This is a genomic window from Streptomyces sp. NPDC026515, from assembly GCF_055567595.1.
Genome location: NZ_JBVHQD010000014.1, coordinates 62720 through 88125, shown reverse-complemented (window position 1 = coordinate 88125; position 25406 = coordinate 62720). Strand labels below are relative to the sequence as shown.

Below are 25406 nucleotides of genomic sequence, written 5' to 3'. Positions count from 1 at the left end.
AGATGCCGCGAAAGGGACGGCGCTTGAAGATCCCGGGTCGACCGGGTGCGCCCTTCGGAGCCGTCGGCGGGATGCTCGGACGAGGACCGCGCGCCGCCGACGCACACCGTACATGGGCAAGACCCCCGCACCGGAGGACGGTCGGCCTGCGGACTCGGCCGCACGCGGGCGAGAACCCGCATGCCGGGAGGCGGTCGGCCGGCGCGGACAGGTGAGGACCGCGCGCCGGGCGGTGGGCTCACGCCCGGGTGAGGGCTGCTCGGCGGCGGTGGCGGGCTACGCGTTCTCGGTTGCCGCAGATTTCGCTGGAGCACCAGCGGCGTCTGCGTCCGCGGGAGGTGTCCAGGTAGACGATGGGGCAGTTGTCGCCCTCGCACTCGCGCACGGCCGCCCGCGCGACGGGGTCGGTGAGCAGTTCCACCGCGTCCCGGGCGACGGCCGCGAGCAGCGCGGCGCACTCGGGCGGGCCCGCCAACTCCCGTACCAGCAACCCGTCCTCGCCGAGTACGGCACGCGGGGCCGGGGGTGCGGCGGCGCGGGCGAGGCCGTTGACGCCGGCGAGCGCGATGTCGTACGACCGGGCCCGCCCTGGGTTCCTGTTGCCGCGCACCAACTGACCCACGTGTTCCCTCAGTTCACGGAACGCGACCAGCCAGCCGGTGTCGGCGTGCGCCAGCGGGGTGCCCGGCGGGACGAGTCCGGAGCCGCTGATCCAGGCCCGCAACGGCGCGAGCGCGTCGAGCCGTTCGCCGGGATGCGTGGTCGCCAGCAGATCCAGGCAGATCCGCCCGGCGTCGAAGCGCAGCTCGTACGGGGCCGTCTCCGTACCCAGTGCCATGTGCCTGCCACCGCCTAGGACAGGAAACCGTGTCCTCTCACAGTGCCCGGCCCGGCGGGCGGCCGGAACCCCCCGTACCCGTTTCCGCGAGGTTCCCTTCCGACCCCTGCCCGGCGGGGACGGCGGTGCGTGCGGCGCGGGCCGTCCCCGTCGGGCCCGGATACGCGGGCGGGCCTCGCCCCGGCCGCCCGCGGCCGTGACCCTTCGTCCTGCGAACCCACGGCGAGCCGCCCCAGGGGGGACCCACGGAGGACGGCGGTTCGGAGAGGACACGTTCATGGGGACCGCGGCCCGGGAGCCGCGGTTACGGCCGGCTGCCGGGACGCGGTCCCCAGAACGTCGTACGCCGCTCAGCCGCACCGCTCATCACCGGTGGCGAAGAACCGCCGTACGCACTCCCCCGAGAACGGCCCGCTCCCGGGACTCCCGGGACCCTCCTGGACCTTCCGGAGTCCCCGGCCGACGTCTCACACGTCCGCGTACTTGGCGTCCGCCGCCGGGTCCAGGGCCAGCCGGTAGCCCCGCTTGACCACCGTCTGGATCAGCTTCGGCGTGCCCAGGGCCGTACGGAGGCGGGCCATCGCCGTCTCCACCGCGTGTTCGTCGCGCCCGGCCCCCGGCAGGGCCCGCAGGAGTTCGGCGCGGGCCACCACCCAGCCCGGCCGTCGCGACAGCGCGCGCAGCAGGGACATGCCGGCCGGCGGCACCGGCTTCAGCACGCCGTCGACGAGGACCGCGTGTCCCCGGATCTCCACCCGGTGACCGGCGACCGGCAACGCCCGGGCACGCCCGGGGAGTTCGCGGCAGAGCAGCTGGACGAGCGGCCCGAGACGGAAGCGTTCCGGCTGGACGGTGTCGACGCCGTGAGCCTGGAGCGGGAGCGCGGTGACCGGGCCGACGCAGGCGGGTACGACGTCGTGGCCGAGGGCGGCCAGCAGCTCTCCCCGCAGCCCCCGCGTCTCGGCCCGGGAGAGCAGCGAGGCCGCGGCGGGCGCGCTGGTGAAGGTGATCGCGTCGATCGATCGGGAGACGACGGCGTCCAGGAGCCGGTCCACCGGCCCGAGGTCCTCCGGCGGCATCCACCGGTACACCGGCACCGGCAGCACCTCCGCCCCGGCCGCGCGCAGCGACTCCACGAACCCCGGCAACGGCTCCCCGTGCAGCTGTACGGCGATCCGGCGGCCCTCGACGCCTTCCTCCAGGAGCCGGTCGAGCACCTCGGCCATGGACTCGGAGGACGGCGACCACTGCTCGGTGAGCCCGGCGGCACGCACCGCCCCCTTGACCTTGGGACCGCGGGCCAGCAGCTCGACCCGGCGCAGCCGGTCCAGCAGCTGCTCGCCGAAGCCCCAGCCGTCGGCGGCCTCGATCCATCCACGGAACCCGATGGCGGTGGTCGCCACGGCCACGTCCGGGGCCTGGTCGATGATCTCCTTCGTGGCGGCGAGCAGGTCGCCGTCGTCGGCGAGCGGCACGATCCGCAGGGCGGGCGCGTGCAGCACGGCGGCGCCCCGCCGCTGGAGCAGCGCCCCGAGCTCGTCGGCCCGGCGCGCGGCCGTGACCCCCACGGTGAATCCCGCGAGAGGGCCGGGCGCGCCGGGTTCCGGCCGCTGCTGTTCCTCGTCCATGGCTGCTCTCCTAGCTGGCCCGCATGCCGGACGAGCCTGTCAACGGCGCGTGACAGGCTCGGTTCGGCTCCGTGTCACCAGTGTTACGTCACACCTCGGCGTAGCTGAGCTGCGCCTTTGCCTCGGTGGCGGTCGCGGGGTGCCCCTCGGGGACGGTCCGGTGAAGGTATACGGCCCAGGTCACGGCGAAGCAGAGGCCGTAGAAGACCAGGAAGGCGACGAAGGCGGCGGTGCCGGAGCCGTAGGAGAGGAAGGACTGCCGGAAGGCGAGGTTGATCCCGACGCCGCCGAGCGCGCCGACGGCCCCGATGAGCCCCATGGACGCCCCGGACAGCCGCCGCCCGTGGGCCACCGCCTCCTCCCCGGTGAAGCCCTTGGCGAGGGCCTTGGCCTGGAAGATGCCGGGGATCATCTTGTACGTCGACCCGTTGCCGAGCCCGCTGAGCGCGAACAGCACGACGAAGACGGTGACGAAGAAGGGGAGCGACTTGTCGACGCTGGCGACGACGAGGAGCGCGGTCGCGGCGGCCATGCCGACGTAGTTCCACAGGGTGATCTTCGCCCCGCCGTACGTGTCGGCGAGCCGGCCGCCGAAGGGCCGGATCAGGGAGCCGAGCAGCGGGCCGATGAAGGTGAGGTAGGCGGCCTGCAGCGGGGTACGCCCGAACTGGACCTGGAGCACCTGCCCGAAGGCGAACGCGTACCCGATGAACGACCCGAACGTCCCTACGTAGAGGAAGGACATGATCCAGGTGTGCGCGTCCTTGGCCGCGTCGATCGCGGCGCCGGTGTCGTTCCTCACGGTGGCGAGGTTGTCCATGAAGAGCGCGGCGAGGACGGCGGCGGCGAGGATGAGCGGAATGTAGATCGCGAGCAGCACCCGCGGCCCGCCGCCGGCCCCGATGATCGCGAGCGCGACGAGCTGGATGACGGGCACGCCGATGTTGCCGCCGCCGGCGTTGAGTCCGAGCGCCCAGCCCTTCTTCCGCAGCGGGAAGAAGGCGTTGATGTTGGTCATGCTCGACGCGAAGTTGCCACCGCCGATACCGGCCAGCAGCCCGACGAGCAGGAACGTGCCGAAGGACGTCCCCGGCTTCATCACGGCGAAGGCGGCGACCGTGGGGACGAGGAGGAGACCCGCGGAGACGATGGTCCAGTTCCGGCCGCCGAAGAGGGCGACGGCGAAGGTGTACGGCACCCGGACGACCGCGCCGACCAGGGTGACCATCGACGTCAGCAGGAACTTGTCGGCGGGCGTGAGCCCGTACTCCGGGCCCATGAACAGCACCAGCACGGACCACATCGTCCAGATCGAGAACCCGATGTGCTCGGAGAGGACGGAGAAGACCAGATTCCGGCGGGCCACCTTCTCGCCGGTCGCGTTCCAGAACGTCTCGTCCTCCGGATCCCACTCCTGGATCCAGCGACTGCGTGGGGTAGGGGCAGGGGCTGTCATGACGCCTCCACGGTGCTCCGCGTGCTCGGTCTGTTACGAGTGACTAGGCCACGAAGGTAGGGAGGCGTCGTTTCCGCCCCGTGGCTGCGGGTGACCGGAAGGGAACGTTGCTCTCACCCTGGTGGGAGACCGGGTGAGAGGTCGGGTGAGAGGTCGGGGGCGCGCGACGCTCTCAGCGGGAGGCTGCCACTCGGTATCCTCTACCGAACCCCACAGGGAAATGGGAGAGCTTATGCCCGACGCGTCGAGGACACAGGGCTCCGCGGGACAACGCCCTCAGCGCTCTCTCCTCGGGAACATTCTGTTCGGGGTGGGGGCGGTCGTCGTCCTGGCCACGATGACACTCGGGGCCTTCGCGGGCGTCGCGTTCATGGACGGGTTGACGGACACGTCTCCGTTCACGTCCGTGGTGCCTGACCACGGACACACCGCTCTGGTGGTCGGCGGCATCGGAGCGGGTGGTGTCATCGGACTGACACTCCCGATGATTTTGTTCGGGATGGTGCGGGGCAGTGACCAGGACCCGCCGGTCGGCCCGGGCTCGGCTCTGCTCAAGGTGCTCGCTCTCCTGGTCTTCGGTGTCTATCTCCTGATCGTGTCGGTCATCGCGTCTCAAGTGGGATGGCTCCTGCCTCAGGGTGTCACCACCCTTGTGGCTGTGTTCGCCCTCGGTTTCAGTTGGATGCCGCTGGCCATGGTTCCGTGGGAAAAACTGGGCCTACGAGGGGTCGTGGGAGACCGCCTCGGGTCGCGTCACCGGGCTGATTCACAGCAGGCGGACTGAACGCGCCAATTCGTCGGCGAGACGTCCCAGTTCCTCACCCAATCCCAGCGTCGTCCACAAGAGCCGGCATTCCAGGAGCGTCGGGTAGTCCCGGGGTAGCACGTAATGAGCCACGCCTTCCAGGATCGCGCTGCCGCCGATATCGGGCCCGGTCGGTTCGAAGCGATGGACACGCAGTGCCGGCCCCAGAGGGAGTTCGACTCCGGTGAGCACAGGCTGCCCGAAGAAGGGACCTTCCGCGCGGGCCATCTCGGCTCTGAGCACGTCCATGCTCAAGGCCTCCGGAGGCGCCTTCACCTCCCGCACGGTGTAGCTGGCCATGACCTCTCCGGCGGGCGGGGCCAGCAGTGCCGCGCACACCGCGCGTTGGCGTACGGCGGCGCCCCAGTACCACAGCAGATCCTCAGCGAAAGGGCCACACCGCTCCGGGGCGGATGCACCGTCGATGTGCTGTTCGGAGACCTCATGTGCCCATGTTTCCGGGTCCCGGCGCGCCAGATCGAGAACCAGCCAGTTCGCCGACGGAGGCAATACGACCCGACACTCGCGCCAGTTCTCAGCCGTCCCCATGGAGCTCACTTTCCGGTCAGCGCGGCATCGGGGCCTGTCACATCAATGTGCGGGTCATCGCTCCACAACCCGAGGAAGCTGTTGGTGTCGGACGTGGCTCCGATGCCGGTCGCCCCCAGGGCCCAGGCGTTGTAGGACAGGGCTTTCTTGAAGGCATCGGGTGCGCCGATGAAGTCGAGGTCCGAGGAGGACACGTTCCTCATACGGCCGAGTTCGTCCACCATGCCCGGTCCCACATACATGCTGGCCAGGCCGCGCATCCCTGCCGAGTTGTACGCGTTACGGGCCGCGGCCACGTTGTCTCCGACCTTGAACAGATCCCGCCAGTTGCTCCGGACGACACCCAAGTCGTCCACGAAGGAGCCTTTCAGCCCTTTGAACGCGGCGGCGAACGACACCTCGGGGAGGGCGGCAGCCGGGACCGCGCCCGCGCGCTGGCCGACCATCTCGATCACCAGTGCTCGTCTCGCCGCCGTACCGAGCGTTGGGTTCCAAGCACGGACGTACTGCGTGGCGGCGGTCCATACACGGCTACGCCCGACCGTGGCAGCGAGCTTCGACCCCGCCGAGAAGACACGGCCGATGCCGAAGGTCGCAAGCCCCAGGACGTCCATGGCCACATCGGCCCAGGACCCGTCCCCGTTGATGGCGAGCAACAGGTGACAGGCAAGCGAGATCACGGTCATCACCAGCGCTACGGTCCCGAGGACACCGGCGATCGCCTGCCCAATGACAGGGATCCAGCCAACGAGCAGTGACACCACCCCACACACCGCGGCAATGGCACCCGCGGCATTGGCGGCCCAGGTCAGAGAATCCCGCAGGTCGTCCAACCACGAGTCGTTGAGTCCGTCACCATGAGTCGTGTCGTGAATGCGCTGGGCCGCCTTGTTCCCCGCGGACTCATGGCGGGACTTCACCGCTGCCAGTCTGTCCCGGAGGTCGTCCAGTCCGTCCTGGAGGTCGCTCACCTTTTTATCGAGCTTGTCCTGCCTGCCTTGGTCGGCGCCTTTGGGAAGGTCGTCTGCCTCGGACCGGGCCGCGGAAAGATCGTCACGCTGCTGTTCTGCCTGCGTGAGCAGTCGGTCCGCGTCACCCTGGATGCTCTCCAGATCGGTGTAGTACTCCTTGAGGGCCGCACCCGCGTCGGCGTAGCGGTCGTGCGCCTTGCTCACTGTTTGCGCAGTGTCGTTCGCCTTGTCGGCGAACGCGCGTCCCGCGTCGGAGTCCCAGCTGTCCAGATTTCCTAGACGACGGAGAGCCACGACGGTTTCGGAGATGGTCTTCGCCGTGGCCTCGAACCTACGTGAGAGTGCTTCCATCTCGTGGACGTCGCCCGGCACGGGATCGCCGCTTTCGCCCAGTACTTCCCATCTGTGGTCCGCCGGGCGGCTCACTTGTTCTGCCCCTTGCCCACCAGCGCGTTGTACAGCGCCGTGTCCAACTCCGTGTAGGCCTTGCCCGCTTCGTGGGCAAGCTGACCGAGTCCCTGGATCTCCTTGACCATCTTCTTGCGGTTGTCGTCCCAACCGTCGGAGAAGTCCTGCAGTCGCTCATGCAGGACTTTGTGACCCACCGTACGGCGGTCGTAGAAATCCATGAGTCTGTCGAGCCCCTCGAATTCCGTCGCCACCGACCGCAAGCCCGCCCCGGCAGTACGGAGGTCGTCCGTCGAAACCCTGAGCTTCTCGCTCACGCCCGTACCCCTGTCATCTCCTCATCCCCGTGCCGCCAGCGCAAGGTTGCCGCGACCGCATCGAACAGCTCCACCATGGCGTCCCCGATCGGCTCCAACGGCGTACTGAACGCCAACATCAGCACCTTGTCGCCGCCCGGAACCGGTACGAAGTACTCCACGATCGTGTCCTGGAACTCAGATCCCAGCCGACGTGACTCCTTGGTGCGCTCACGACGCAGCAATCGGGCCGCCCGCCCCGCTGCGGGCAGCATCACCGGTTCGACCTCACCGGATCCGCTGAGTACCGCCACCGCATCGAGACTGTCGAACTTCTCGTCGAGGCAGGACACCAGCAGTGACGCAGAGAGAGGGATTCCTGCCGCTTCCAGGAACGACAGATAGAGCACCAGGCCCCCTCGCTCGGCCCCCGCCTCGGCAGCACCACTGAGCTGGTCTTCCGTCTTGCGGCGCAGTACAGGCTGATCGTCCACCCCGGCGAACTGCCGTCGAATCAGGGCACTGATCGAGGCCGCTCGCCGGTCCGGCGGCTGCAGCGGAACGCGGTACCAGTCCGCGGGCGTGACCAGCCCGAAAGCCGGTGCCTGGCGTACCGCCTGTTCTCCATTGACGTTCGTTCGTTCAGGCACGGCACCCAATGTCTCTCATCGGTTGACGGACTGGATCTCCTGCACCGTGACATCCTGGGTGGCCCCGAAGGCGCCGTCGGGCAGGTCTCCGCCCGGCGTTCCCGTACCCGTCCAGCTGATCTTCCAGGTGATCGTGGCCTTGAGCGGGTACGAACCCGTACCCGAGGACCGCAGGTACTTCACCCCACAGGGTGGCGTCTCGTCGGCCTTGCCCTTGGCGTAGGCCTCACCGATGCTGCCGCCCCTGAACTCGCAGACTCCCGAGGCGGGATACGTCACCGCGTCCGGTGTACCGGGGTCGATCTTGAGGGAGTACGGGGTGGCGGTGGTCGTCGCGCTGATGCCCAGCACGGGAACCGACGCGGTGACGGAGACCGGCTTGAACTCGGCACCGTCCAGCCAGGCCCAGGTGGGAAGGTTGACCTTCGTCTTGTCGGCAGGGGCCAGGGTCACCTTCGTACTGGGGACCCTGATCTCGTTGTAGGCGAGTTGGGCGAGGATCTCCGGGGTGATCGCCTGAGGTACGTCCGCCGGTGGGGCATCACCTGTGTCCACCCAGAAGATCGGCTTCGTGCAGTCGAGCGCGGCGGGATCTCCCTCGCGGCCCTTCGTGACGTACGAGTCCCACCAATAACCCTTGTCGGCCTTGTCCTTGTTGAAGTCCTTGTAGGGCTTCCCGTTGACGTAGCGGTCGCGCTGCTCCGCATCCCACTCGTAGCCCGTCGAGTCGGCACCCCAGATGGGTGTCAGGTAGGCCTCAAGCGCATCAGGTGAGTACTTGGGCGCGTAGTAACAGGCCGGCGGGGTCCAGGTCGTAGTAGATGTCACCGCGCCGACCGACGCCCCGGAGCCGTTCTTGGAAAGATCGTAGACGACGGCGCCGGCGGTCGCGGAAATGTTGCCCTTGCCATCCGAATTCCCAGAGGGCCCCGGGGGAGGACTCCCCTGTCCATCACCCGGCCCGTAGGCCAGTGCCGTTCCCGGGATGCCCGAGAAGCACAGGGCGGACAGCCCGGCGAGCGCGAGACCCCGTCCCCATCTCCTTACGCGCTGCATGTTTTGTCCCCCCGCTTGGAAATCAGATTGCTGGTCTGCCACACACCTTTGTCATTCTTCTCAAGACGCGTGTTGTACAGGACGTAAGGGCTCTGGTCCGACGAACTCCTGTCGACCTTGCCGGTCTTACGGTTCTTGTTGAATCCCTTGCTCTCGTCCGAGCAATAGACAACGGATGCGGTCGCCTTGCCGGACATCGTCACCTTGGGTGCGTAATAACGGGTAGCGCCCGTGAACGACATGTTGGCATCCAGATACGCCTGCACCCACGCAACGGCATCACTCAGAGCCTTGTCCCGGTAGTAGAAGGAGAGGCCGGGTGCGCCGGTGTCGCCACGCAGAATGGCGTCGTTCGTCGCGTCGATCCGGGCAGCTGTGTCTGCAAGAACCGCGTCCTTCGTGGCATCGCCCGTCTTCCAGTCCGCATAGTTGTCCGTCACGTCCGACGGCAACGTGATCTTCGGTCGCCCCGATTCAGCCGCCGAGGCCGAAGCACTCGGCGAAGCCGAAGCCGACGCCCCCGTGTCCGCTCCCGCGATCTTGTCCTTCGACTTGGCGTTGTCGTCGTCGCCCCCGCCGCACCCGGCAAGGAGCAGTGCGGCGGCCACACCGGCGGCGGCTGTCGTGAGCAGGCGGGAACGGCGGGTCACGGTGGGCTCCTGGTGGGGCGGTTGAGGTCTGCGAAGCAGCGAATACGGTATCGGGATCCATCCGGAACGCACCAGAGCGATTTGCTGCACCCCGACCGCACGAAACGCGCATGCCGGATGATAGTCAGGCAACTCAACGCCCCCCTCACGGCTTTGGTGCCGTCCCGTGACATCACCGCGACCCTGAGTTGGCCCCCGCAAAGGCCTGCCTGCCGGCCCGGACCGCCTGCGGGGACGACAGATCCGCACAGCACTCCTCGCCTCGACCGGGCAGGCGCCGTAGCTTCACGTGTGCACAGGGTTGTTGACGGGGCGTACGCGAGGGGGACCTCGTGACGGCCGGCCTGACCGTCACGGTGCCCGTCGGCGGGACCGTCCGCGTCGTGCGCCGTCCGGCCACACCCGCGGCCGCCGTCCCGCCGCCACGTCCTCCACCCATCCGCAGGCCACGACCGCCACCGCCAGCAGGGGCCAGACCGCCACGAACGTCCAGAAGCCGTACGTCGAGTCCAGCAGGGACGCCGCCCGGTCCGACTGCATGAACGGCAGGCCGTAGGCCGCGTCGAGGAGCGGGAACGTCGCCATGATCAGCATGTTGTGCCAGAGGTAGATCGTCACCGCGCGGTTGTTGGCGAGGGTGATCGGTCTGTCCCAGCGGCGCAGACGGCCCGGCAGCTCCCGCCAGGACGGGGAGTACTGGAGCAGCACCACCACGGCCCCGAACGACCAGCAGGCCTGCGCCAGGGGAATGTCGTTCAGGTCCCAGCCCTCGGGGCCCGGGTGACCCGACGCCCACCACAGGCCCGCCGCCATCAGCAGGCAGGACAGCGAGACCGCCGCGTAGCGCGGGACGCGTGCCAGGACCCCCTCATGGTGGGCGAAGCCGAGGATCCAGCAGCCACCGAACACCGCGAAGTCCGTCACCGCGTCGCCCGTCTCGCCGGGGATCGTGACCAGCCCCGTGCCCACCACCGCCGTCAGTGCCAGCGGCGCCAGCACCGTCGGCAGCGGGGCCCTGCGGAACGCCCGCAGGAGGAGCGGGGACAGGACCACGAACCAGAGGTAGGCGCGCAGGTACCACAGCGGTCCCGCTGCCTGTTCCCCCCAGGTGTCGTCCAGCAGCCCCGAGGCCGAGCCCAGGTGTTCGGGGTACGGCGGGGCGCCGACCGGGAGGAAGTAGTCGGCCAGCCGGGCCCAGCCGGCCCAGCCGCCGCCGACGTCGGGGTCCCGCAGCGGGTGCCAGCCGGCCGAGAGCAGCAGCGTCAGCAGGACCACGCTGAACAGCCACAGCGGCGGCAGGAGCCGGCGGAGCCTGCCCTTGACCACGTTTGCCGCCGGACGGCTCAGGCTGCGGGCCATCAGCGAGCCCGCCAGCGCGAACATCACGCCCATGGAGGGGAAGAGAATGGTCAGCCAGGGCCAGCCGAACAGGTGGTAGACCACCACGCGGAACAGGGCGAAAAAGCGGAGCAGGTCCAGGTAGCGGTCCCGGGCGGGTCCGGGCGTCCGCGTTCCGACGGGTGCGGTCTCGGCCTGAGTCATGCCGACTGCCTCCCTCTCGCCTGGTCGACGCCGCCGCCCGGTGCCTCCACCACGCCCGTGCGCCGCAGCTTCTGCCAGCGCAGCCGGCCACCGGTGAGGGCCGTGATCCAGGACTGGAGGAGCACGACGTACATCAGCTGGCGGTAGAGGATCTGCTGCAGGGGGAGCGAGACCAGGTGGGTCATGCGTTCGCGGTCCAGGCGGAAGGCGTAGGCGGCGCAGACCGCCTGCACGGCCAGTACGCCGAGCCAGGCGCCGATGGTCTTCTGCGTCGGGCCGAAGACGATGCCGTAGAGGAGGAACGCGTCGATCAGCGGGGCGAGGAGCGGGGCCACCACCGTGAAGAGGGACACGAGGGGGAGGCCGACCCGGCCGAAACGTCCCGACGGTCCCCGGTCGAGGAGCGCCCCGCGGTGTTTCCAGATCGCCTGCATGGTGCCGTAGGACCAGCGGTAGCGCTGGGACCAGAGCTGGGAGACGGACTCCGGGGCCTCGGTCCAGGCCCGGGCCCGCTCGGCGTACACCACGCGCCAGCCGTCGCGGTGGATGGCCATCGTGATGTCGGTGTCCTCCGCGAGGGTGTCGTCGCTCATGCCGCCGACCCGTTCCAGGGCGGTCCGGCGGAACGCGCCGACCGCGCCGGGGATCGTCGGCATGCAGCGCAGCACGTCGTACATCCGGCGGTCCAGGTTGAAGCCCATCACGTACTCGATGTGCTGCCAGGCGCCGATCAGCGAGTCCCGGTTGCCGACCTTGGCGTTGCCGGCGACCGCGCCGACCGCGGGATCACCGAAGGGCTGGACCAGCTCCCGTACCGTGGCCGGTTCGAAGACCGTGTCGCCGTCCATCATCACGACGATGTCGTGACGGGCGTTGGCCAGGCCCCGGTTGAGGGCGGCGGGCTTGCCCGCGTTCACCTGGCGGATCACCCGGACGTCGGGCAGGCCCAGGTCCTCCACGATTCCCGCCGTGCCGTCCGTCGAACCGTCGTCGACGACGAGGATCTCGATCGGGTGCTCGCTCGCGGTCAGTGAACGGACCGTGTTCTCGATGCACTTGGCCTCGTTGTAGGCGGGGACCAGGACGGAGACCGGCTCCGTCACCGGCCGGCCCCACCGGAAGCCCTTGCGGCGGACCCTGCGGGCGTGCGCGAAGGAGAGCCAGAGCATCAGGGCGAACCGGGCCAGCACCGCCGCGCCGACCACCGCGAGGCCGGCCACCAGCACGTCGGTGACGCCGTCCGCCGCCTGGACCAGGGAGATCCAGGCCGTGCCCTGCCAGAGGTCGGGGCCGGTGACCGGGGTGTGGGCGCTCGGCGCGTTCAGGGCCTCGGTGAGGTTGCCGAACGTGTAGCCACCGCGCTGGAGTCGGGGGATGAGGCGGTCCAGGGCCTGGACCGTCTGGTGGCGGTCGCCGCCCGAGTCGTGCATCAGGACGATGGCGCCCTTGCCGCCGTGCGGGGTCGCGTTGCGGACGATGGTGCCGACGCCCGGCTTGCGCCAGTCCTCGCTGTCCGTGTTGTTGACGACCGTGATGTAGCCGCGGCTGCCGATGTACCGCGTCACCGGCCAGGAACGGTTGTCCATCGCGTCGGCGAAGGAGGAGTACGGCGGCCGGAACAGGGACGTCCGGATGCCGGCCGCGCCGGTGATCGCCAGCTGGGTCTGGGACAGCTCCCAGTCGATGCGCCTGTCCGACTGGTATGTCAGGTCGGGGTGGCTGAAGGTGTGCACGCCGACCTCGTGGCCCTCGGCCACCATGCGCCGGACCAGCCGCGGACAGCGCGAGGTCATGGTGCCGGTGACGAAGAAGACGGCGTGCACGTGGTACTTCCTCAGGACGTCCAGGACCTTCGGGGTCCAGGTCGGGTCGGGGCCGTCGTCGAAGGTGAGGACCAGGCGGTGGTCGGGGATGCGCAGGGACGTCGTACGGCCGCCCCGGGTGTCGATGACCGGGCCGCCGTCCAGGATCTTCTCCGGGACCCGGTCGGAGGCGGCCTCGGGGCGGACGCGGTGGTCGGCGAGGATCTCGCTGTGCACGTAGCCGCTCAGCATCAGCATCGCCATCACGGCGACGAGGACCAGCACGGGCAGCGTCAGGCGCATGGACAGGCGGCGGCGCCGGGCCCCGTCGGCGGGCGGTGCGGAGGCGGCCCCGCGACGACGGGAGCGGGCGCCGGAGCGGGTCCGGGTGCCGGCGCCGGACCGGGTACGGCTGCCGGTACGGCCGCGGGTGCGGGGCGGCATCACAGGACAGGGGCGGAAGAGGTGCCGGTCCGCGGGGCCGCGCCCTGCGCGACCGGGCCGCCGGTCGGGGCGGCCGACTCGCTGGGCGAGGGCGGCGCCGACGACGCGGGCGGGGCCGGGGACTGCGACGCGGGTACGGAGGCGGACGGCGAGGGTGCCACGGACGACGACGCGGGCTTCGGCGGGGAGCCCGTCGTCCCGGCGGACGACGTCGGCCGCGCGGACGCCGACACGCTCGGCCGGCCGGCTCCCTTCTTCCCCGCCCCGGGCGACGGGGAGGAGACGCGGCCCGACGGGGTGGCACCGGCACCGCTCACGGCGGGGCCGGCCACCGGCCCGCCGTCCCCCGGTGCCGGGACGGACCGCGCGGGCCGCGGCGAGTCGTCGACCGTGCCGGCCGGGCGGTCGTGGTGCTGGCCGGGCACCGGCAGCCAGGGCGCGTCGGAACTGCCCGACAGCAGGGTGACGACGATGACCACCGCGTAGACCGCGCAGGCGAGGCCGACGGCCATCCCGATCCTGCGGAACCGGCGGCTGCGGCGTCCCGACTCGTCGACGAAGACCGGCACGTCGGAGGCCTCCGCCGCACCGGTCGGACGCATCCGCACCACACCGACGTCGTCCGGGCCGGGCGCCGCCCGGTCCGGGCCCCGGCCGGTGAACGGGTCCCGGCCGGTGAACGGGTCCCGCACACCGGCCGGGCCCCCGCGCGCCATGTCGGCGGGGACCACGCCCCACGGATCCCGCAGCGCGCCGACCGGCAGCACCTCGGTCGCCGCGGTCGCCTCGCTCAGGCCGGCCGCCCCGCTTAAGCCCGCCGCCTCGCTCAGGCCGGCCGCCCCGGAGCCGTCGGCGGGCCGGGGTGCCGCCTCCGGTGGGTCTCCTCCCGTCAGCGGCACGTCCCGGGCGTCCAGAGCCACTCGCGGCAACTCGGGTTGGGTCTCTTCTCGCCAATTCTTCACGCGCGCGTATCCCCCCATGGGACTGTTCCGGGCGCGCTGACGAACCCGAGCACACGTCATCGGATCCGGGCCCCCACCCGTATCCGAACGCCCCCTTCTAGCTCTTCGCGCTCGGGGCCACGAAGCTAGCGCACGGGGCGAAGCGGTGTTTCCGATGTGTCATTTGTGGTCGTCCATCACCTCTTGATCACTGGCTGGAATCCATCCGTCGGACGGCCGCTGAAGCCAGCCCTCCGCGCGGGCGATCTCCGCGGCCGCCCGCCGCAGCGCGTCCACTCCTGGATGGACCAGCCCCTTTCGCCACACGAGCGACACCGGCGACAAAGGGACGGGATCGACGAGGGGCCGCGCGACCGTTCCAGGTATGGCCGGAAACCCCACTACCGCGAGGATCGGATTCCGGTTCTTGGCCATGATGCGCTCGAACTCCTCCTCGCCGACGGCCAGCGGCAGCGGCGGCGCGACCGCGACATCGCGCCCCTCGAAGAGACAGAAGGCCAGGTCAGTCCATTCCAGCGTGCGCTCGTTCCCCGCGCCGGCGTACACCGTCTCGCCCGCCAGCGCGGCCAGCGGCACCTCCGCCAGGCCCGCGAGCCGGTGATCGGAGGGGAGAATTACGGCCATGCGTTCGAACCTGACGGGCTGTTGTTCGAGCCCGGAGCGCAGCGCCGGATCCAGTCCCGCGAACCGCCCGAAGGACGCGTCGAGCCGCCCGGCGAGGAGTTCGGCCGCCGCTCCGGTCAGCCCGCTCTCGTAGCGGGCCATCAGTTCGCCGTCGGGAGCGAGTTCGCGGGCCCGGTACAGCACCCGGCGACCGGTCTCCAGACCGGGCGAGTTCAGGTCCACCAGCAGCGGCCGTGCCTGCCCGAACGCGGCGAGCAGCGCGTCCTGGGCGGCCAGCGCCCGGCGGGCGTAGGGCAGCAGCCGGGCGCCGTCGGCGGTCAGGGCGACCTGCCGGGTGGTGCGCAGGAACAGCTCGGCACCCAACTCCCGCTCCAGTCGCCGCACGTCACGGCTCAGGGCCTGCTGGGCGACGTACAGCCGGGTGGCGGCGCGGGTGAAGTGCAGTTCCTCGGCGACGGTGACGAAGACCCGCAGCAACCGGGGATCGATGTGGGTGGGCGCTGACATCACGCGAACTTACAACACAGGTGCGTGAATCGGCACCGAGCAGGTGTTGGACCCCTTGATCGGCTCTGCGCGACGGTGAGGGACATGCCGCATCCGACCGAACCGGCTCCCCCGGGGCCCCGCCCGCACCTCCTCCACACCGTCACCGCCGACACCCTCGTCACCGTCGACCTCAGTCCGCGCACCGGCACCCGCAACCGCTCACGCCCGCCCGGTCCCTACCGCCGCCTCTTCGCCCTCCCCGGCACCCGCGCCTTCACCGCCGGGAATCTGCTGGCCCGGCTGCCCATGGGCATGTTCAGCGTCAGCGCGGTCGTGATGATCGCCGGCGCCCGAGGCTCGTACGCCCTCGCCGGCGCCGTCACCGCGACCGGTCTGGCCGCGACCGGGGTGGCCGGGCCGTGGGTGGCACGGCTCGTCGACCGGTACGGCCAGGCGCGGATCGCCCTGCCCGCCACCGTCACCGCGGTGCTCGGCAGCCTCGCCCTGCTGCTGTGCGTCCGCTTCGGCGCCCCGGACTGGACCCTGTTCGCCGCCTACGCGGCCACCGCCACCACTCCCAACCTCGGCGGCATGTCCCGCGCCCGCTGGGCCCACCTGCTGCGGTCGGACCCGGACGCCCTGCACACCGCGAACTCCTTCGAACAGGCCGCCGACGAACTGTGCTTCATGCTCGGGCCGGTACTGGCGGCCTTCCTGACCGGCACGTTCTTCCCGGAGGCGGGCACGCTGGCCGGCGCGGTCCTGCTGCTGTCCGGCATGCTGCTGTTCACCGCCCAGCGGGCCACCGAACCACCGCCCCGGCCCCTCCGCGCCGGGAAGGGACCCCTGTTCATCCCCTCCCTCCTGGCCTGCTTCGTCGCCACCGGCGCGGTGTTCGGCTCGATGGAGGTCGTCACGATCGCCTACGCCGACGCCCAGGGCCACCGTTCGGCGGCCGGTGCGGTCCTCGCCCTCCAGGCGGCCGGCTCCTGCGCGGCGGGGCTGGTGTACGGGGCGCTCAGGCCGACCGGACCGGCCGGACGGCGGCTGCCGGTCTGCCTGTCGTCGATGGCTGCCCTGATGTTCCTCCCCCTGCTCGCGGCCCGCACCGCCGGCAGCCTCTGGGCGCTGGCGGCCGCCCTGCTGGTGGCCGGCATGGCGACCGCGCCGACCATGGTGACCGCGATGACCCTGGTCCAGGACCGCACGCCCGAGGGCCGTCTCAACGAGGGGATGAGTCTGGTGGTGACCGCTCTGCTGACCGGCGTCGCGGCCGGCTCGGCGGCCGGCGGCTGGGCGGCGGAACACGTCTCTCCGACGGCCGCCTTCGCCGCCCCGGCCTCGGCGGCCGTCACCGCCCTTCTCGTCCACACGGCCAGCCGCATGGCCGGCGCGATGAGTCGAACCGCTTCCCTCAATTCCCGCCGCACCCATTGACGACCACCCGGCCCGCACCTACCTTCCATCGTCGAAGCGCTTCGACGTCTCGCATCGAACCGATTCGACGCGGGATCAGCACCATCCATCCGACTCCCCCGGAGGTACTGGATGTCGACGGCACGACGACGGACGGCGGCCGCGGCGGTGATCCTCTCCGGATCACTGCTGCTGGCCTCCTGCGGCGGCTCGGGCGGCAGCACGTCCGACGGGAAGACCCTGCGACTGTGGCACTACGAGGGCCCGACCAGCGCGATGGGCGTCGCCTGGAACGAGGCCATCAAGGAGTTCGAGGCGTCCCACCCGGACGTGAAGGTGAAGTACGAGGAGAAGAGCTTCGAGCAGATCCAGAAGACCGCGCAGATGGTCCTGAACTCCTCCGACGCCCCCGACATCATGGAGTACAACAAGGGCAACGCGACGGCGGGACTCCTCTCCAAGCAGGGACTCCTCACCGATCTGACCGCCGAGGCGACGAAGCGCGGCTGGGACAAGAAGCTCAGCGCGGGCGTGCGCACCACCAGCCAGTACGACGCCGACGGCGTCATGGGCTCGGGCAACTGGTACGGAGTGCCCAACTACGCCGAGTACACGATGGTTTACTACAACAAGGACCTGTTCGAGAAGTACGGGATCGCCGAGCCGAAGACGTTCGACGACCTGACGGCGGCGATGGCCGAGTTCGCCGCGCACAAGGTCACCCCGCTCGCCAACGCGGGCTCCGAGTACCTGGCCCAGCAGTACCTGTACCAGCTGGCCCTGTCGAAGGCCGACCGCTCGTGGGTCGACGCCTACGAGCTGTACCAGGGCAAGGTCGACTTCCATGACAGCGCCTGGACGTACGCCGCGGACACCTTCGCCGACTGGGTGAAGAAGGGATACATCGCGAAGACGTCCAGCGGTACCACCGCCGAGCAGGCCGGGGTCTCCTTCATCCAGGGCAAGGCGCCGATCCTGTTCTCCGGCAGCTGGTGGTACGGCCGCTTCCAGTCCGAGGCCTCGTTCGACTGGGGCAGCCTGCTGTGGCCCGGCTCGGACCTCACCCTCGGCTCCGGCGGAAACCTCTGGGTGGTCCCGAAGAACTCGAAGAACAAGGATCTCGCCTACGACTTCATCGACATCACCATGTCGAAGAAGATCCAGAACCTGCTCGGCAACAAGGGCGGAGTCCCGGTCGCGGCCGACCCGAGCGCGATCACGGACGCCAGGTCCAAGCAGCTCATCGCCGACTTCAACACCCTGTCCGGCCGCGACGGCCTCGCCTTCTACCCGGACTGGCCGGTCGCCGGCTTCTACGACACCCTCGTCTCCGAGACCCAGAAGCTGATCACCGGGAGCGAGAAACCGGACGCCTACCTGAGCAACCTCCAGACGGCGTACGACAAGGGCACCAAGTGAGGGTGCGCCGGGACTCCTACGCCCTCTTCCTCCTCCCCGGCGCCCTCGCCTTCCTCGCGGTCGTCGTCATCCCGTTCCTGATGAACACGGGCACGGGTTTCACCGACTGGCAGGGCGTGGGCGGCCCGCACTGGTCGGGGCTCGCCAACTACCGTGAGCTGCTGCACGATTCCGAGTTCTGGGCGTCCTTCCGGCACAGCCTCTTCATGGTCGTCGCGATGGCCCTGCTTCCGACGGCCCTCGGACTGGTCCTGGCCGCCGCCCTGTTCGACTACGTCGGCAAGCACTTCGGCACCCGGACCGCCGCCGTCCTGCGCGCCTGCTTCTACCTCCCCCAGGTGCTGCCGGTGGCGGTGGCCGGCATCGTATGGAGCTGGATCCTGGCCCCGGACGACGGCACCCTCAACGCACTGCTGAAGGCGATCGGGCTCGGCTCCTGGCAGCGGGACTGGCTCGGCGACCCGGACTTCGCCCTCTACACCGTGATGGGCGTGCTGGTCTGGGTGCAGATCGGCTTTCCGCTGGTCGTCTTCATGGCCGGGCTCGGACGCGTCGACCCGCAGCTGTACGAGGCGGCCGAGCTGGACGGCGCCGGCTGGTGGCGGCGCTTCGGGCACATCACGCTGCCACAGCTCGGGCCCGAGGTGTACGTCGTCCTGACCTGGTGCACGATCGCCGCGCTCAAGGTCTTCGGCGCGGTGTACGTGCTGACCAAGGGCGGCCCGGGCGGCGCCACCGACGTGCCCTCCTACTTCTCCTTCACCACGTTCTTCGAGAAGACCCAGGTCGGCTACGGCTCGGCGATCTCCACGGTCCTCACGGTGATCATCCTGGCCCTGGCCCTGACCGGTCTGAAGCTGCAGGACCGCACCGAGGACGGAGAGCCCTGAATGACCGCGCTACGCCGTTACCCCGTCCTCCTCGCCCTCTGCCTCGGCGCGCTCTTCATGATCGTCCCGTTCCTGATCGTGACGATGAACGCGGTCAAGTCCCCGGCGGAGTACGCGCAGAACGGGCCGCTGAGCCTCCCGCACGGCCTCTACCTGGACGGCCTGGAGGACTTCTGGCAGCGGGTCGACTACAGCCGGAAGCTGGTCAACTCGGTGCTCATCAGCGGCTCGGTCGCCGTGCTCGCCACCGCCCTGTCCCTCCTCAACGCGTACGCGATCGGCATCGGCCGGGTCCGGGGCCGCACCTGGGTGCTCGCCTTCTTCGTCCTCGCCAACATGCTGCCGCAGGAGGCGCTGGTCTATCCGCTCTACTACCTGAGCAAGCAGGCGGGTCTGTACGACACCAGGCTCAGCGTGATCATCGTGTTCACGGTGCTCCAGTCGGCGTTCGGCACGTATCTGCTCTCCGCCGTCCTCGGCCGGTTCCCGCGCGAGATCGTCGAGGCGGCCCGGATCGACGGCGCGAACAAGTGGCAGATCCTGGTCCGGATCGTCGTCCCCGTCAGCCGTCCGACCCTCGGCGTGCTCCTGGTCTTCTTCTTCATCTGGACCTGGAACGAGTTCCTGCTCCCGCTGGTCATGCTGATCTCCAACGACAACCAGACGGTGTCCGTCGCCCTCGGCGTCCTCCAGGGCCAGCGCCTGATGGACGCCACGATGACCAACGCGGCCGCCCTGCTCGGCGTCCTCCCGGCCATCGTCTTCTTCCTCGTCTTCCAGCGCACGCTCACCCGCGGCATCGCCGTGGGCGCCGTCAAGTAGGAGGTACGTGAGTGAAGTTCACCGACGGCTACTGGCTGCTGCGGGAGGGCGTCACCGCGGCCCATCCGGTCGAGGTCCTCGACGTCAGCGCCGCGGACTCCGCGCTGGAGATCCACGCGCCGACCCAGCCCATCCGGCACCGCGGCGACCTGCTGAGGGGACCGGTCGTGACGATCAGCGCGCACACCCCGATGCCCGACGTCATTGGCGTCACCTTCACCCACTTCGAGGGCGAGCGGCCACGCGGCCCCCAGTTCGAGCTGCGCAGGACGGACGTCGCCTCGCAGGTGTCGTACGACGACGAGTACGTGACCCTGACCTCCGGGTCGCTGACGCTGCGGGTGCGCCGGACCGCGCCCTGGCGACTCGACTTCCTCTCCGGGGGCCGCACCCTCACCTCCAGCGGCTCCAAGGGCATGGGGATCATGCGGGACACCACGACCGGTGCCCACTACCTGCGCGAGCAGCTCGGCCTCGGTGTCGGAACCTCCGTGTACGGCCTCGGCGAACGCTTCGGCCCGCTGGTCAAGAACGGGCAGGTCGTCGACGTCTGGAACGCCGACGGCGGCACGGCCACCGAACAGGCCTACAAGAACACCCCCTTCTACCTGACCGACGCGGGGTACGGCGTCTTCGTCGACCACCCGGGAAAGGTGTCCTTCGAGGTCGGCTCGGAGGCCGTCTCCCGGGTCCAGTTCAGCGTGGAGTCCCAGCAGCTGACGTACTACGTCATCCACGGACCGACCCCGAAGGACATCCTGCGCAGGTACACCGCCCTCACCGGCCGCCCGGCGCTCCCGCCCGCCTGGTCCTTCGGCCTGTGGCTCTCCACCTCCTTCACCACGTCGTACGACGAGAAGACGGTGACGTCCTTCATCGACGGCATGCGGGAGCGAGAACTCCCGCTCTCCGTGTTCCACTTCGACTGCTTCTGGATGCGGGAGTTCAACTGGTGCGACTTCCGGTGGGACCCGCGGGTCTTCCCGGACCCGGAGGGGATGCTGACGCGGCTGCACGAGCGGGGGCTGCGGGTGTGCGTGTGGATCAATCCGTACATCGCGCAGCGCTCGCCGCTGTTCGCCGAGGGCAGGGAGCTGGGACACCTGCTGCGGCGGCCGGACGGGAGCGTGTGGCAGTGGGATCTGTGGCAGCCGGGGATGGCGCTGGTGGACTTCACGTCGCCGGCGGCCCGCGACTGGTACGCGGCCAAGCTGGAGGCCGTGCTCGACCAGGGCGTCGACTGCTTCAAGACCGACTTCGGGGAGCGGGTGCCGGTGGACGTGGCCTGGTCCGACGGCTCGGACCCGGAGCGGATGCACAACTACTACACCCACCTCTACAACCGCACCGTCTTCGAGGTGCTGCGCAAGCACCGGGGCGAGGGGGAGGCGGTGGTCTTCGCGCGGTCGGCGACGGCCGGGAGCCAGCAGTTCCCCGTGCACTGGGGCGGCGACTGCGAAGCCACCTACGAGTCGATGGCCGAGTCGCTGCGCGGCGGGCTCTCGCTCGGCCTGTCCGGGTTCGGCTACTGGAGCCATGACATCGGCGGCTTCGAGGGCACGCCCTCGCCGGCCCTGTTCAAGCGCTGGCTGGCCTTCGGGCTGCTCTCCTCCCACAGCCGGCTGCACGGCAGCTCCTCCTACCGCGTCCCCTGGCTCTTCGACGAGGAGTCGGTCGACGTGCTGCGGCACTTCACCCGGCTGAAGCTGAGCCTGATGCCCTACCTGTACGGGGCCGCGCGCACCGCCGCCGCCGAGGGTGTGCCGATGATGCGGGCGATGGTCCTGGAGTTCCCGGACGATCCCGGGTGCGCCCATCTGGAACGGCAGTACATGCTGGGCCCGGATCTGCTGGTGGCGCCGGTGTTCAGCGACGAGGGGGAGGTCGCGTACTACGTTCCCGAGGGGGACTGGACGAGCTTTTCGACCGGGGAGACGGTGTCCGGTCCGCGCTGGGTGCGTGAACGGCACGGCTTCCTGAGCGTGCCGCTGCTGGTGCGGCCGGGGGCGGTGATCCCGGTCGGCGCGGTGGCGGACCGTCCGGACTACGACCATGCGGACGGGGTCACGCTGCGGGCGTACGGCCTGGCGCGCGGCGCCCGGGTCACGGTCCCGGTCGGGGACGTCGTCTTCACGGTCGTCCGCGAGGGGGACACCCTGCGGGCCTCGTGCGGCGATCCGGCGGCGGCGTGGCAGCTGGCGGCCGGGGAGCGGACGGCGCGGGCGGCGGCCGGCACCGGGTTCCTCTCCCTGGAGCTGGGCTGATGGTGAAGATCACCGACGTGGCCCGGCACGCCGGTGTCTCCCCCAGCACGGTGTCCTACGCGCTCAGCGGCAAGCGCCCGATCTCGGAGGAGACCCGGCGCCGGATCGAGGCGTCCATCCACGAGCTGGGATACCGCCCGCACGCCGGCGCCCGCGCCCTGGCCAGCAGCCGCTCCAACGTGCTGGCCCTGGTGATCCCGCTGCGCACCGGCATCCACGTCCCGGTCGTCATGCAGTTCGCGGTGCCGGTGGTGACGACGGCCCGCCGCTACGACCACGACGTGCTGCTCCTGACCCAGGAGGAGGGAGAGGAGGGGCTGCGCCGGGTCGCCGACACGGCCCTGGTGGACGCGCTGATCGTGATGGACGTCCAGCTGCACGACTCCCGGCTGCCGCTGCTGCGCGAGCTGGAGCGGCCGTCGGTGCTGATCGGCTTCCCGGCCGCCGCCGAGGGGCTGACCTGCGTCGACCTGGACTTCCGGGCGGCCGGTGAGCGGTGCGTGGAACGGCTGGCGGAGCTCGGCCACCGGGTGGTGGCGCTGGTCGGCTCGCCGCCGGAGGTGTACGTCCGGGAGACGGCGTTCGCCCAGCGGGTGGTCCAGGGCTTCACGGCCGCCGCCGACCGCTACGGGATGGCGTCCCGCGTCCACCCCTGCGAGGCCACGCCGGGGGCGGCCCGGCGGGTCGCCGAGCGGCTGCTGCGGGAAGAGCCGGCGCTGACGGGGGTCGTCGTCCACAACGAGGCGGTGCTGGAGCCGCTGATCGACGCCTTCGAGCAGCTGGGCCTGCGGGTCCCCGCCGATCTGTCGGTCACCGCGATCTGCCCGGACGAACTCGCCGCCGGGCTCCGTGTCCCGGTCACCTCGGTCACCCTGCCCACCGCCGAACTGGGCGAACGGGCGACGGAGTTACTCATGCGCAAGCTCGACGGCGACCCGGACGTACCGGATGCGACCCTGCTCGCCCCCCGGCTGACGAACCGCACGAGCACCGCACCCCGACGGGCTTGAGGGCACGAAAAAAACGGCGCCTTCCCGAAGGAAGGCGCCGTTCAACAGGGGTTGACCTGTGCAGACCGAAGCCTGCACTGGTGGAGATGGCGGGAATCGAACCCGCGTCCAACGGTGCAGAATCAGGGCTTCTCCGTGTGCAGTTCGCTGTGATTTTCTCGGCCCCGGCAATCACGCGAACAAGTCGCCGACGGGCCCAGTCACTGTTTGATTTCCCATTCGACCCCGCGACCGGGCCGAATGGTTTAGTCCCCTAGATTATGCCAGGGTCCGGGTCGGGAACATCCCCGGTCTGACACCCGTTAGGGCCTTCACTCACTGCTTATTAGGCAGCGAGGGCGAAGGCGCGGGAATCGCTCTTGGAATTGGCGATTATTGGTTGCGACATATGGTTAACGAGATCATTGTCGCTTCCTCGACACGCTTCCCCTGCTTCGACAGCCGCTGTCGAAACCGATCATCCCCATGTTGTGTTTTCAAACCCCTCCGGGGAGGGTGCGCACCTGCTGTGAGGTGCAGTGCCATCGTACGTGAACAACGAGCGACGTGGCCACCGTATTCCGGCGGTGTCCCGCCCTACGCGCCCCGCTGCTTCCGCTTCGCCGCCGCGATCGCCCGGTCCGACTCCCGCCGGTCCTGCTGCGCGCGCAGGGTCTGCCGCTTGTCGTACTCCTTCTTGCCCCGGGCGAGCGCGATCTCCGCCTTGGCCCGGCCGTCCTTGAAGTAGATGGCGAGCGGCACGATCGTGTGGCCCGTCTCCTGGGACTTGGACTCCAGCTTGTCGATCTCCTCCCGGTGCAGCAGCAGCTTGCGCTTGCGGCGCACCGAGTGGTTGGTCCAGGTGCCCTGGCTGTACTCAGGGATGTGGGCGTTGTGCAGCCACGCCTCGTTCCCGTCGATCTGCACGAAGCCGTCGGTCAGTGAGGTGCGGCCCTGACGCAGCGACTTCACCTCGGTGCCGGACAGCACGATGCCGGCCTCGTAGGTGTCGATGATCGCGTAGTCGTGCCGCGCCTTCTTGTTCTGCGCGACGATCTTGCGCTTGCCGCCCTTCTCGCCGTCCCTGGCTTTGGCGGCCGTCCCCTGCTGCTTCTGCTGGGACTCTTTCGGTACGTACATTCCCTTGGCCATAGTGCTCTCCATTTTCGCACCACGGAGGGGGTGCGAGGGAAGCGGATTTGGCTACGACGGGTCGCCGAGGCCGCTGAGGACCGTCTCAGCCCGCTCCAGCGCCCCGCTGGACACCTCCAGGTCGGGGGTGATGCCCCGGCCGTCGACGGTGTGGCCGCAGGGGGTCCGGTAGTGGCCGACGGTGAGTTCGGCGACCGAGCCGTCGGGGAGCCGGGTGGGCATCTGGACGGAGCCCTTGCCGAAGGTGCGGGAGCCGAGGACGACCGCGCGGCCGCGGTCCTGGAGGGCGCCCGTGAGCATCTCGGCCGCGCTCATCGTGCCGCCGTCGACCAGTGCGACCAGGGGTCTCGCGGTGTCGCCGCCGGCGTCGGCGTGCAGGGCGCGCTGCGAGCCGTCCACGTCGTAGGTGGCGACCAGGCCGCCGTCGAGGAAGGCGGAGGCGGCGGTGACGGCCTCGCTGACCAGGCCGCCGGAGTTGCCGCGCAGGTCGAGGACGATCCCGGCGCCGGCGGGAGCCTGCCGGACGGCCTCCCGGACGAGTTCCCCGGAGCCCTTGGTGAAGGCGGAGATCCTGATGACGGTGATCCCGGCGGACAGCTTGCGGACGGTCACCGAGTCGGTGGACAGCAGTGCCCGGCGCAGGGTCTCGGTCCACGCGTGCGTGCCGCGTTCCAGGCCGAGCGTGACGGCCGTACCGACGCGGGCGTCGGTGGCGTCGCCGCGCAGTAACGAGACGACGTCGGTGACGGGCCGCCCGTCGACGTCCGACCCGTCGATCCTGCGCAGCCGGTCGCCCTTCCTGATGCCGGCGGTGGCGGCGGGCGACCCGGCCTGCACCTTGGTCACCTCGATCCGGCCGTCCCGCTCCCGCCGGGCCCACAGCCCGACGCCGGTGTACTGCCCGTCGAGCGCTTCCTCGAACTCCTGGTACTCACCCTCGGAGTAGACCGCGGCCCACCGGTCCCCGCTGCGGCTCACGGCCCGCTCCGCCGCCTCCATGGGCGACTTGCCGTCGGCCATCGCCTCGGCGGCGGCCTTCGCGACATCGTCGTGGCCGGCGGCCGGGCGAGCGGTTCCGCCCGGCGTCTTCCGCTCGGCCTGGCCCGGATCGGGAAACGCCCCGGTGGCCGCCCCGGTCACCAGCAGCCCTGCGAACACCAACGTCAGAGCCGCCACCCGGCGAACCCGGCGGGGCTGGCAGAACAGCTCTCGGCCTGACATGCCGGTGAGTCTAGGACAAGCCGAGAGGGCCGCACGGACGCTTGCCCGTACGACCCTCTTGGC

The 25406-nt window shown here is 70.2% G+C and carries 22 protein-coding genes and 1 other RNA gene; 7 read left to right on the top strand and 16 right to left on the bottom strand.

Features of this window, described 5'->3' with window-relative positions; genetic code table 11:
* Positions 1-238: 238 nt before the first annotated feature.
* The 3 genes from ACZ4O3_RS27805 to ACZ4O3_RS27795 all read right to left on the bottom strand — a co-directional run bounded on the left by ACZ4O3_RS27805 (position 239) and on the right by ACZ4O3_RS27795 (position 3922).
* Positions 239-838 (bottom strand): CGNR zinc finger domain-containing protein, encoded by a 600-nt coding sequence (locus ACZ4O3_RS27805; protein WP_467724808.1) that lies wholly within the window; start codon positions 836-838, stop codon positions 239-241.
* Between the two features lie 467 nt (positions 839-1305).
* Entirely contained in the window at positions 1306-2466 is a 1161-nt protein-coding gene (locus ACZ4O3_RS27800) for a uroporphyrinogen-III synthase (RefSeq protein ID WP_362718112.1), read from the bottom strand.
* An 88-nt stretch (positions 2467-2554) separates the two neighbouring features.
* The gene (locus ACZ4O3_RS27795; RefSeq protein ID WP_362718109.1) at positions 2555-3922 is read right to left on the bottom strand and encodes a nitrate/nitrite transporter; all 1368 of its coding nucleotides are present in this window, start codon (positions 3920-3922) and stop codon (positions 2555-2557) included.
* A 310-nt stretch (positions 3923-4232) separates the two neighbouring features.
* Between ACZ4O3_RS27795 and ACZ4O3_RS27790 the strand changes: the two genes are divergently transcribed.
* The gene (locus tag ACZ4O3_RS27790; protein WP_362718106.1) at positions 4233-4706 is read left to right on the top strand and encodes a hypothetical protein; all 474 of its coding nucleotides are present in this window, start codon (positions 4233-4235) and stop codon (positions 4704-4706) included.
* Here the strand turns inward: ACZ4O3_RS27790 and ACZ4O3_RS27785 are convergent.
* The 10 genes from ACZ4O3_RS27785 to ACZ4O3_RS27740 form a co-directional block, all read right to left on the bottom strand.
* Positions 4689-5276, bottom strand: coding sequence for a hypothetical protein (locus tag ACZ4O3_RS27785; RefSeq protein WP_467724806.1), 588 nt, complete (start codon positions 5274-5276; stop codon positions 4689-4691). The genes ACZ4O3_RS27790 and ACZ4O3_RS27785 overlap by 18 nt on opposite strands.
* Before the next feature lie 5 nt (positions 5277-5281).
* Complete coding sequence (locus ACZ4O3_RS27780) at positions 5282-6673, bottom strand: hypothetical protein (protein WP_467724804.1); 1392 nt, start codon at positions 6671-6673, stop codon at positions 5282-5284.
* Complete coding sequence (locus ACZ4O3_RS27775; protein WP_362718097.1) at positions 6670-6972, bottom strand: hypothetical protein; 303 nt, start codon at positions 6970-6972, stop codon at positions 6670-6672. The genes ACZ4O3_RS27780 and ACZ4O3_RS27775 overlap by 4 nt, the downstream gene beginning before the upstream one ends.
* Positions 6969-7601: a hypothetical protein gene (locus ACZ4O3_RS27770; RefSeq protein ID WP_362718091.1), complete on the bottom strand. Its 633-nt coding sequence runs from the start codon at positions 7599-7601 to the stop codon at positions 6969-6971. Before ACZ4O3_RS27770 ends, ACZ4O3_RS27775 begins: the two co-directional genes overlap by 4 nt.
* A gap of 15 nt (positions 7602-7616) precedes the next feature.
* Positions 7617-8657 carry a hypothetical protein gene (locus ACZ4O3_RS27765; RefSeq protein ID WP_467724802.1) on the bottom strand — a complete coding sequence of 347 codons (1041 nt, stop codon included), beginning with the start codon at positions 8655-8657 and terminating at the stop codon, positions 7617-7619.
* Positions 8645-9307 (bottom strand): hypothetical protein, encoded by a 663-nt coding sequence (locus ACZ4O3_RS27760; protein ID WP_467724801.1) that lies wholly within the window; start codon positions 9305-9307, stop codon positions 8645-8647. Before ACZ4O3_RS27760 ends, ACZ4O3_RS27765 begins: the two co-directional genes overlap by 13 nt.
* Before the next feature lie 351 nt (positions 9308-9658).
* Positions 9659-10849 carry an acyltransferase family protein gene (locus ACZ4O3_RS27755; protein ID WP_467724799.1) on the bottom strand — a complete coding sequence of 397 codons (1191 nt, stop codon included), beginning with the start codon at positions 10847-10849 and terminating at the stop codon, positions 9659-9661.
* Positions 10846-13095 carry a bifunctional polysaccharide deacetylase/glycosyltransferase family 2 protein gene (locus tag ACZ4O3_RS27750; protein ID WP_467724797.1) on the bottom strand — a complete coding sequence of 750 codons (2250 nt, stop codon included), beginning with the start codon at positions 13093-13095 and terminating at the stop codon, positions 10846-10848. The genes ACZ4O3_RS27755 and ACZ4O3_RS27750 overlap by 4 nt, the downstream gene beginning before the upstream one ends.
* Positions 13095-14015 (bottom strand): hypothetical protein, encoded by a 921-nt coding sequence (locus tag ACZ4O3_RS27745; RefSeq protein ID WP_467724796.1) that lies wholly within the window; start codon positions 14013-14015, stop codon positions 13095-13097. The genes ACZ4O3_RS27750 and ACZ4O3_RS27745 overlap by 1 nt, the downstream gene beginning before the upstream one ends.
* A 201-nt stretch (positions 14016-14216) precedes the next feature.
* Entirely contained in the window at positions 14217-15188 is a 972-nt protein-coding gene (locus ACZ4O3_RS27740) for a LysR family transcriptional regulator (protein ID WP_467724795.1), read from the bottom strand.
* An 84-nt stretch (positions 15189-15272) separates the two neighbouring features.
* On the opposite strand from ACZ4O3_RS27740, the gene ACZ4O3_RS27735 reads away from it, so the two are divergent.
* The 6 genes from ACZ4O3_RS27735 (at position 15273) to ACZ4O3_RS27710 (ending at position 22991) form a co-directional block, all read left to right on the top strand.
* A complete protein-coding gene (locus ACZ4O3_RS27735) occupies positions 15273-16607 on the top strand; it encodes an MFS transporter (RefSeq protein WP_467724793.1) in 1335 nt (444 codons plus the stop codon).
* Positions 16608-16718: 111 nt separating this feature from the next.
* Positions 16719-18005, top strand: a complete 1287-nt coding sequence (locus ACZ4O3_RS27730) for an ABC transporter substrate-binding protein (protein ID WP_362719677.1) — start codon at positions 16719-16721, stop codon at positions 18003-18005.
* On the top strand, positions 18002-18895 hold the full coding sequence (locus ACZ4O3_RS27725) for a carbohydrate ABC transporter permease (protein WP_467724791.1): 894 nt from the start codon (positions 18002-18004) through the stop codon (positions 18893-18895). Before ACZ4O3_RS27730 ends, ACZ4O3_RS27725 begins: the two co-directional genes overlap by 4 nt.
* A complete protein-coding gene (locus ACZ4O3_RS27720) occupies positions 18896-19717 on the top strand; it encodes a carbohydrate ABC transporter permease (protein ID WP_467724789.1) in 822 nt (273 codons plus the stop codon).
* A gap of 11 nt (positions 19718-19728) precedes the next feature.
* Complete coding sequence (gene yicI, locus ACZ4O3_RS27715) at positions 19729-21981, top strand: alpha-xylosidase (protein WP_467724787.1); 2253 nt, start codon at positions 19729-19731, stop codon at positions 21979-21981.
* Positions 21981-22991, top strand: coding sequence for a LacI family DNA-binding transcriptional regulator (locus ACZ4O3_RS27710; protein ID WP_362722499.1), 1011 nt, complete (start codon positions 21981-21983; stop codon positions 22989-22991). The genes yicI and ACZ4O3_RS27710 overlap by 1 nt, the downstream gene beginning before the upstream one ends.
* Positions 22992-23069: 78 nt before the next feature.
* Here ACZ4O3_RS27710 and ssrA read toward each other — a convergent pair.
* The 3 genes from ssrA to ACZ4O3_RS27695 all read right to left on the bottom strand — a co-directional run bounded on the left by ssrA (position 23070) and on the right by ACZ4O3_RS27695 (position 25343).
* Positions 23070-23456: a transfer-messenger RNA gene (ssrA, locus tag ACZ4O3_RS27705) on the bottom strand.
* A gap of 111 nt (positions 23457-23567) precedes the next feature.
* Positions 23568-24110 carry an SsrA-binding protein SmpB gene (smpB, locus tag ACZ4O3_RS27700; protein WP_362722516.1) on the bottom strand — a complete coding sequence of 181 codons (543 nt, stop codon included), beginning with the start codon at positions 24108-24110 and terminating at the stop codon, positions 23568-23570.
* A gap of 63 nt (positions 24111-24173) precedes the next feature.
* Positions 24174-25343, bottom strand: coding sequence for a S41 family peptidase (locus tag ACZ4O3_RS27695; RefSeq protein WP_467724785.1), 1170 nt, complete (start codon positions 25341-25343; stop codon positions 24174-24176).
* Positions 25344-25406: the final 63 nt, after the last annotated feature.

What these genes read in the sequence shown, in the direction of transcription:
- ACZ4O3_RS27805 (WP_467724808.1), bottom strand. Translation starts at nt 838, where the DNA reads ATGGCACTGGGTACGGAGACGGCCCCGTACGAGCTGCGCTTCGACGCC.
- ACZ4O3_RS27800 (WP_362718112.1), bottom strand. Translation starts at nt 2,466, where the DNA reads ATGGACGAGGAACAGCAGCGGCCGGAACCCGGCGCGCCCGGCCCTCTC.
- ACZ4O3_RS27795 (WP_362718109.1), bottom strand. Translation starts at nt 3,922, where the DNA reads ATGACAGCCCCTGCCCCTACCCCACGCAGTCGCTGGATCCAGGAGTGG.
- ACZ4O3_RS27785 (WP_467724806.1), bottom strand. Translation starts at nt 5,276, where the DNA reads ATGGGGACGGCTGAGAACTGGCGCGAGTGTCGGGTCGTATTGCCTCCG.
- ACZ4O3_RS27765 (WP_467724802.1), bottom strand. Translation starts at nt 8,657, where the DNA reads ATGCAGCGCGTAAGGAGATGGGGACGGGGTCTCGCGCTCGCCGGGCTG.
- ACZ4O3_RS27755 (WP_467724799.1), bottom strand. Translation starts at nt 10,849, where the DNA reads ATGACTCAGGCCGAGACCGCACCCGTCGGAACGCGGACGCCCGGACCC.
- ACZ4O3_RS27750 (WP_467724797.1), bottom strand. Translation starts at nt 13,095, where the DNA reads ATGCCGCCCCGCACCCGCGGCCGTACCGGCAGCCGTACCCGGTCCGGC.
- ACZ4O3_RS27740 (WP_467724795.1), bottom strand. Translation starts at nt 15,188, where the DNA reads ATGTCAGCGCCCACCCACATCGATCCCCGGTTGCTGCGGGTCTTCGTC.
- ACZ4O3_RS27735 (WP_467724793.1), top strand. Translation starts at nt 15,273, where the DNA reads ATGCCGCATCCGACCGAACCGGCTCCCCCGGGGCCCCGCCCGCACCTC.
- ACZ4O3_RS27730 (WP_362719677.1), top strand. Translation starts at nt 16,719, where the DNA reads ATGTCGACGGCACGACGACGGACGGCGGCCGCGGCGGTGATCCTCTCC.
- ACZ4O3_RS27720 (WP_467724789.1), top strand. Translation starts at nt 18,896, where the DNA reads ATGACCGCGCTACGCCGTTACCCCGTCCTCCTCGCCCTCTGCCTCGGC.
- ACZ4O3_RS27710 (WP_362722499.1), top strand. Translation starts at nt 21,981, where the DNA reads ATGGTGAAGATCACCGACGTGGCCCGGCACGCCGGTGTCTCCCCCAGC.
- smpB (WP_362722516.1), bottom strand. Translation starts at nt 24,110, where the DNA reads ATGTACGTACCGAAAGAGTCCCAGCAGAAGCAGCAGGGGACGGCCGCC.
- ACZ4O3_RS27695 (WP_467724785.1), bottom strand. Translation starts at nt 25,343, where the DNA reads ATGTCAGGCCGAGAGCTGTTCTGCCAGCCCCGCCGGGTTCGCCGGGTG.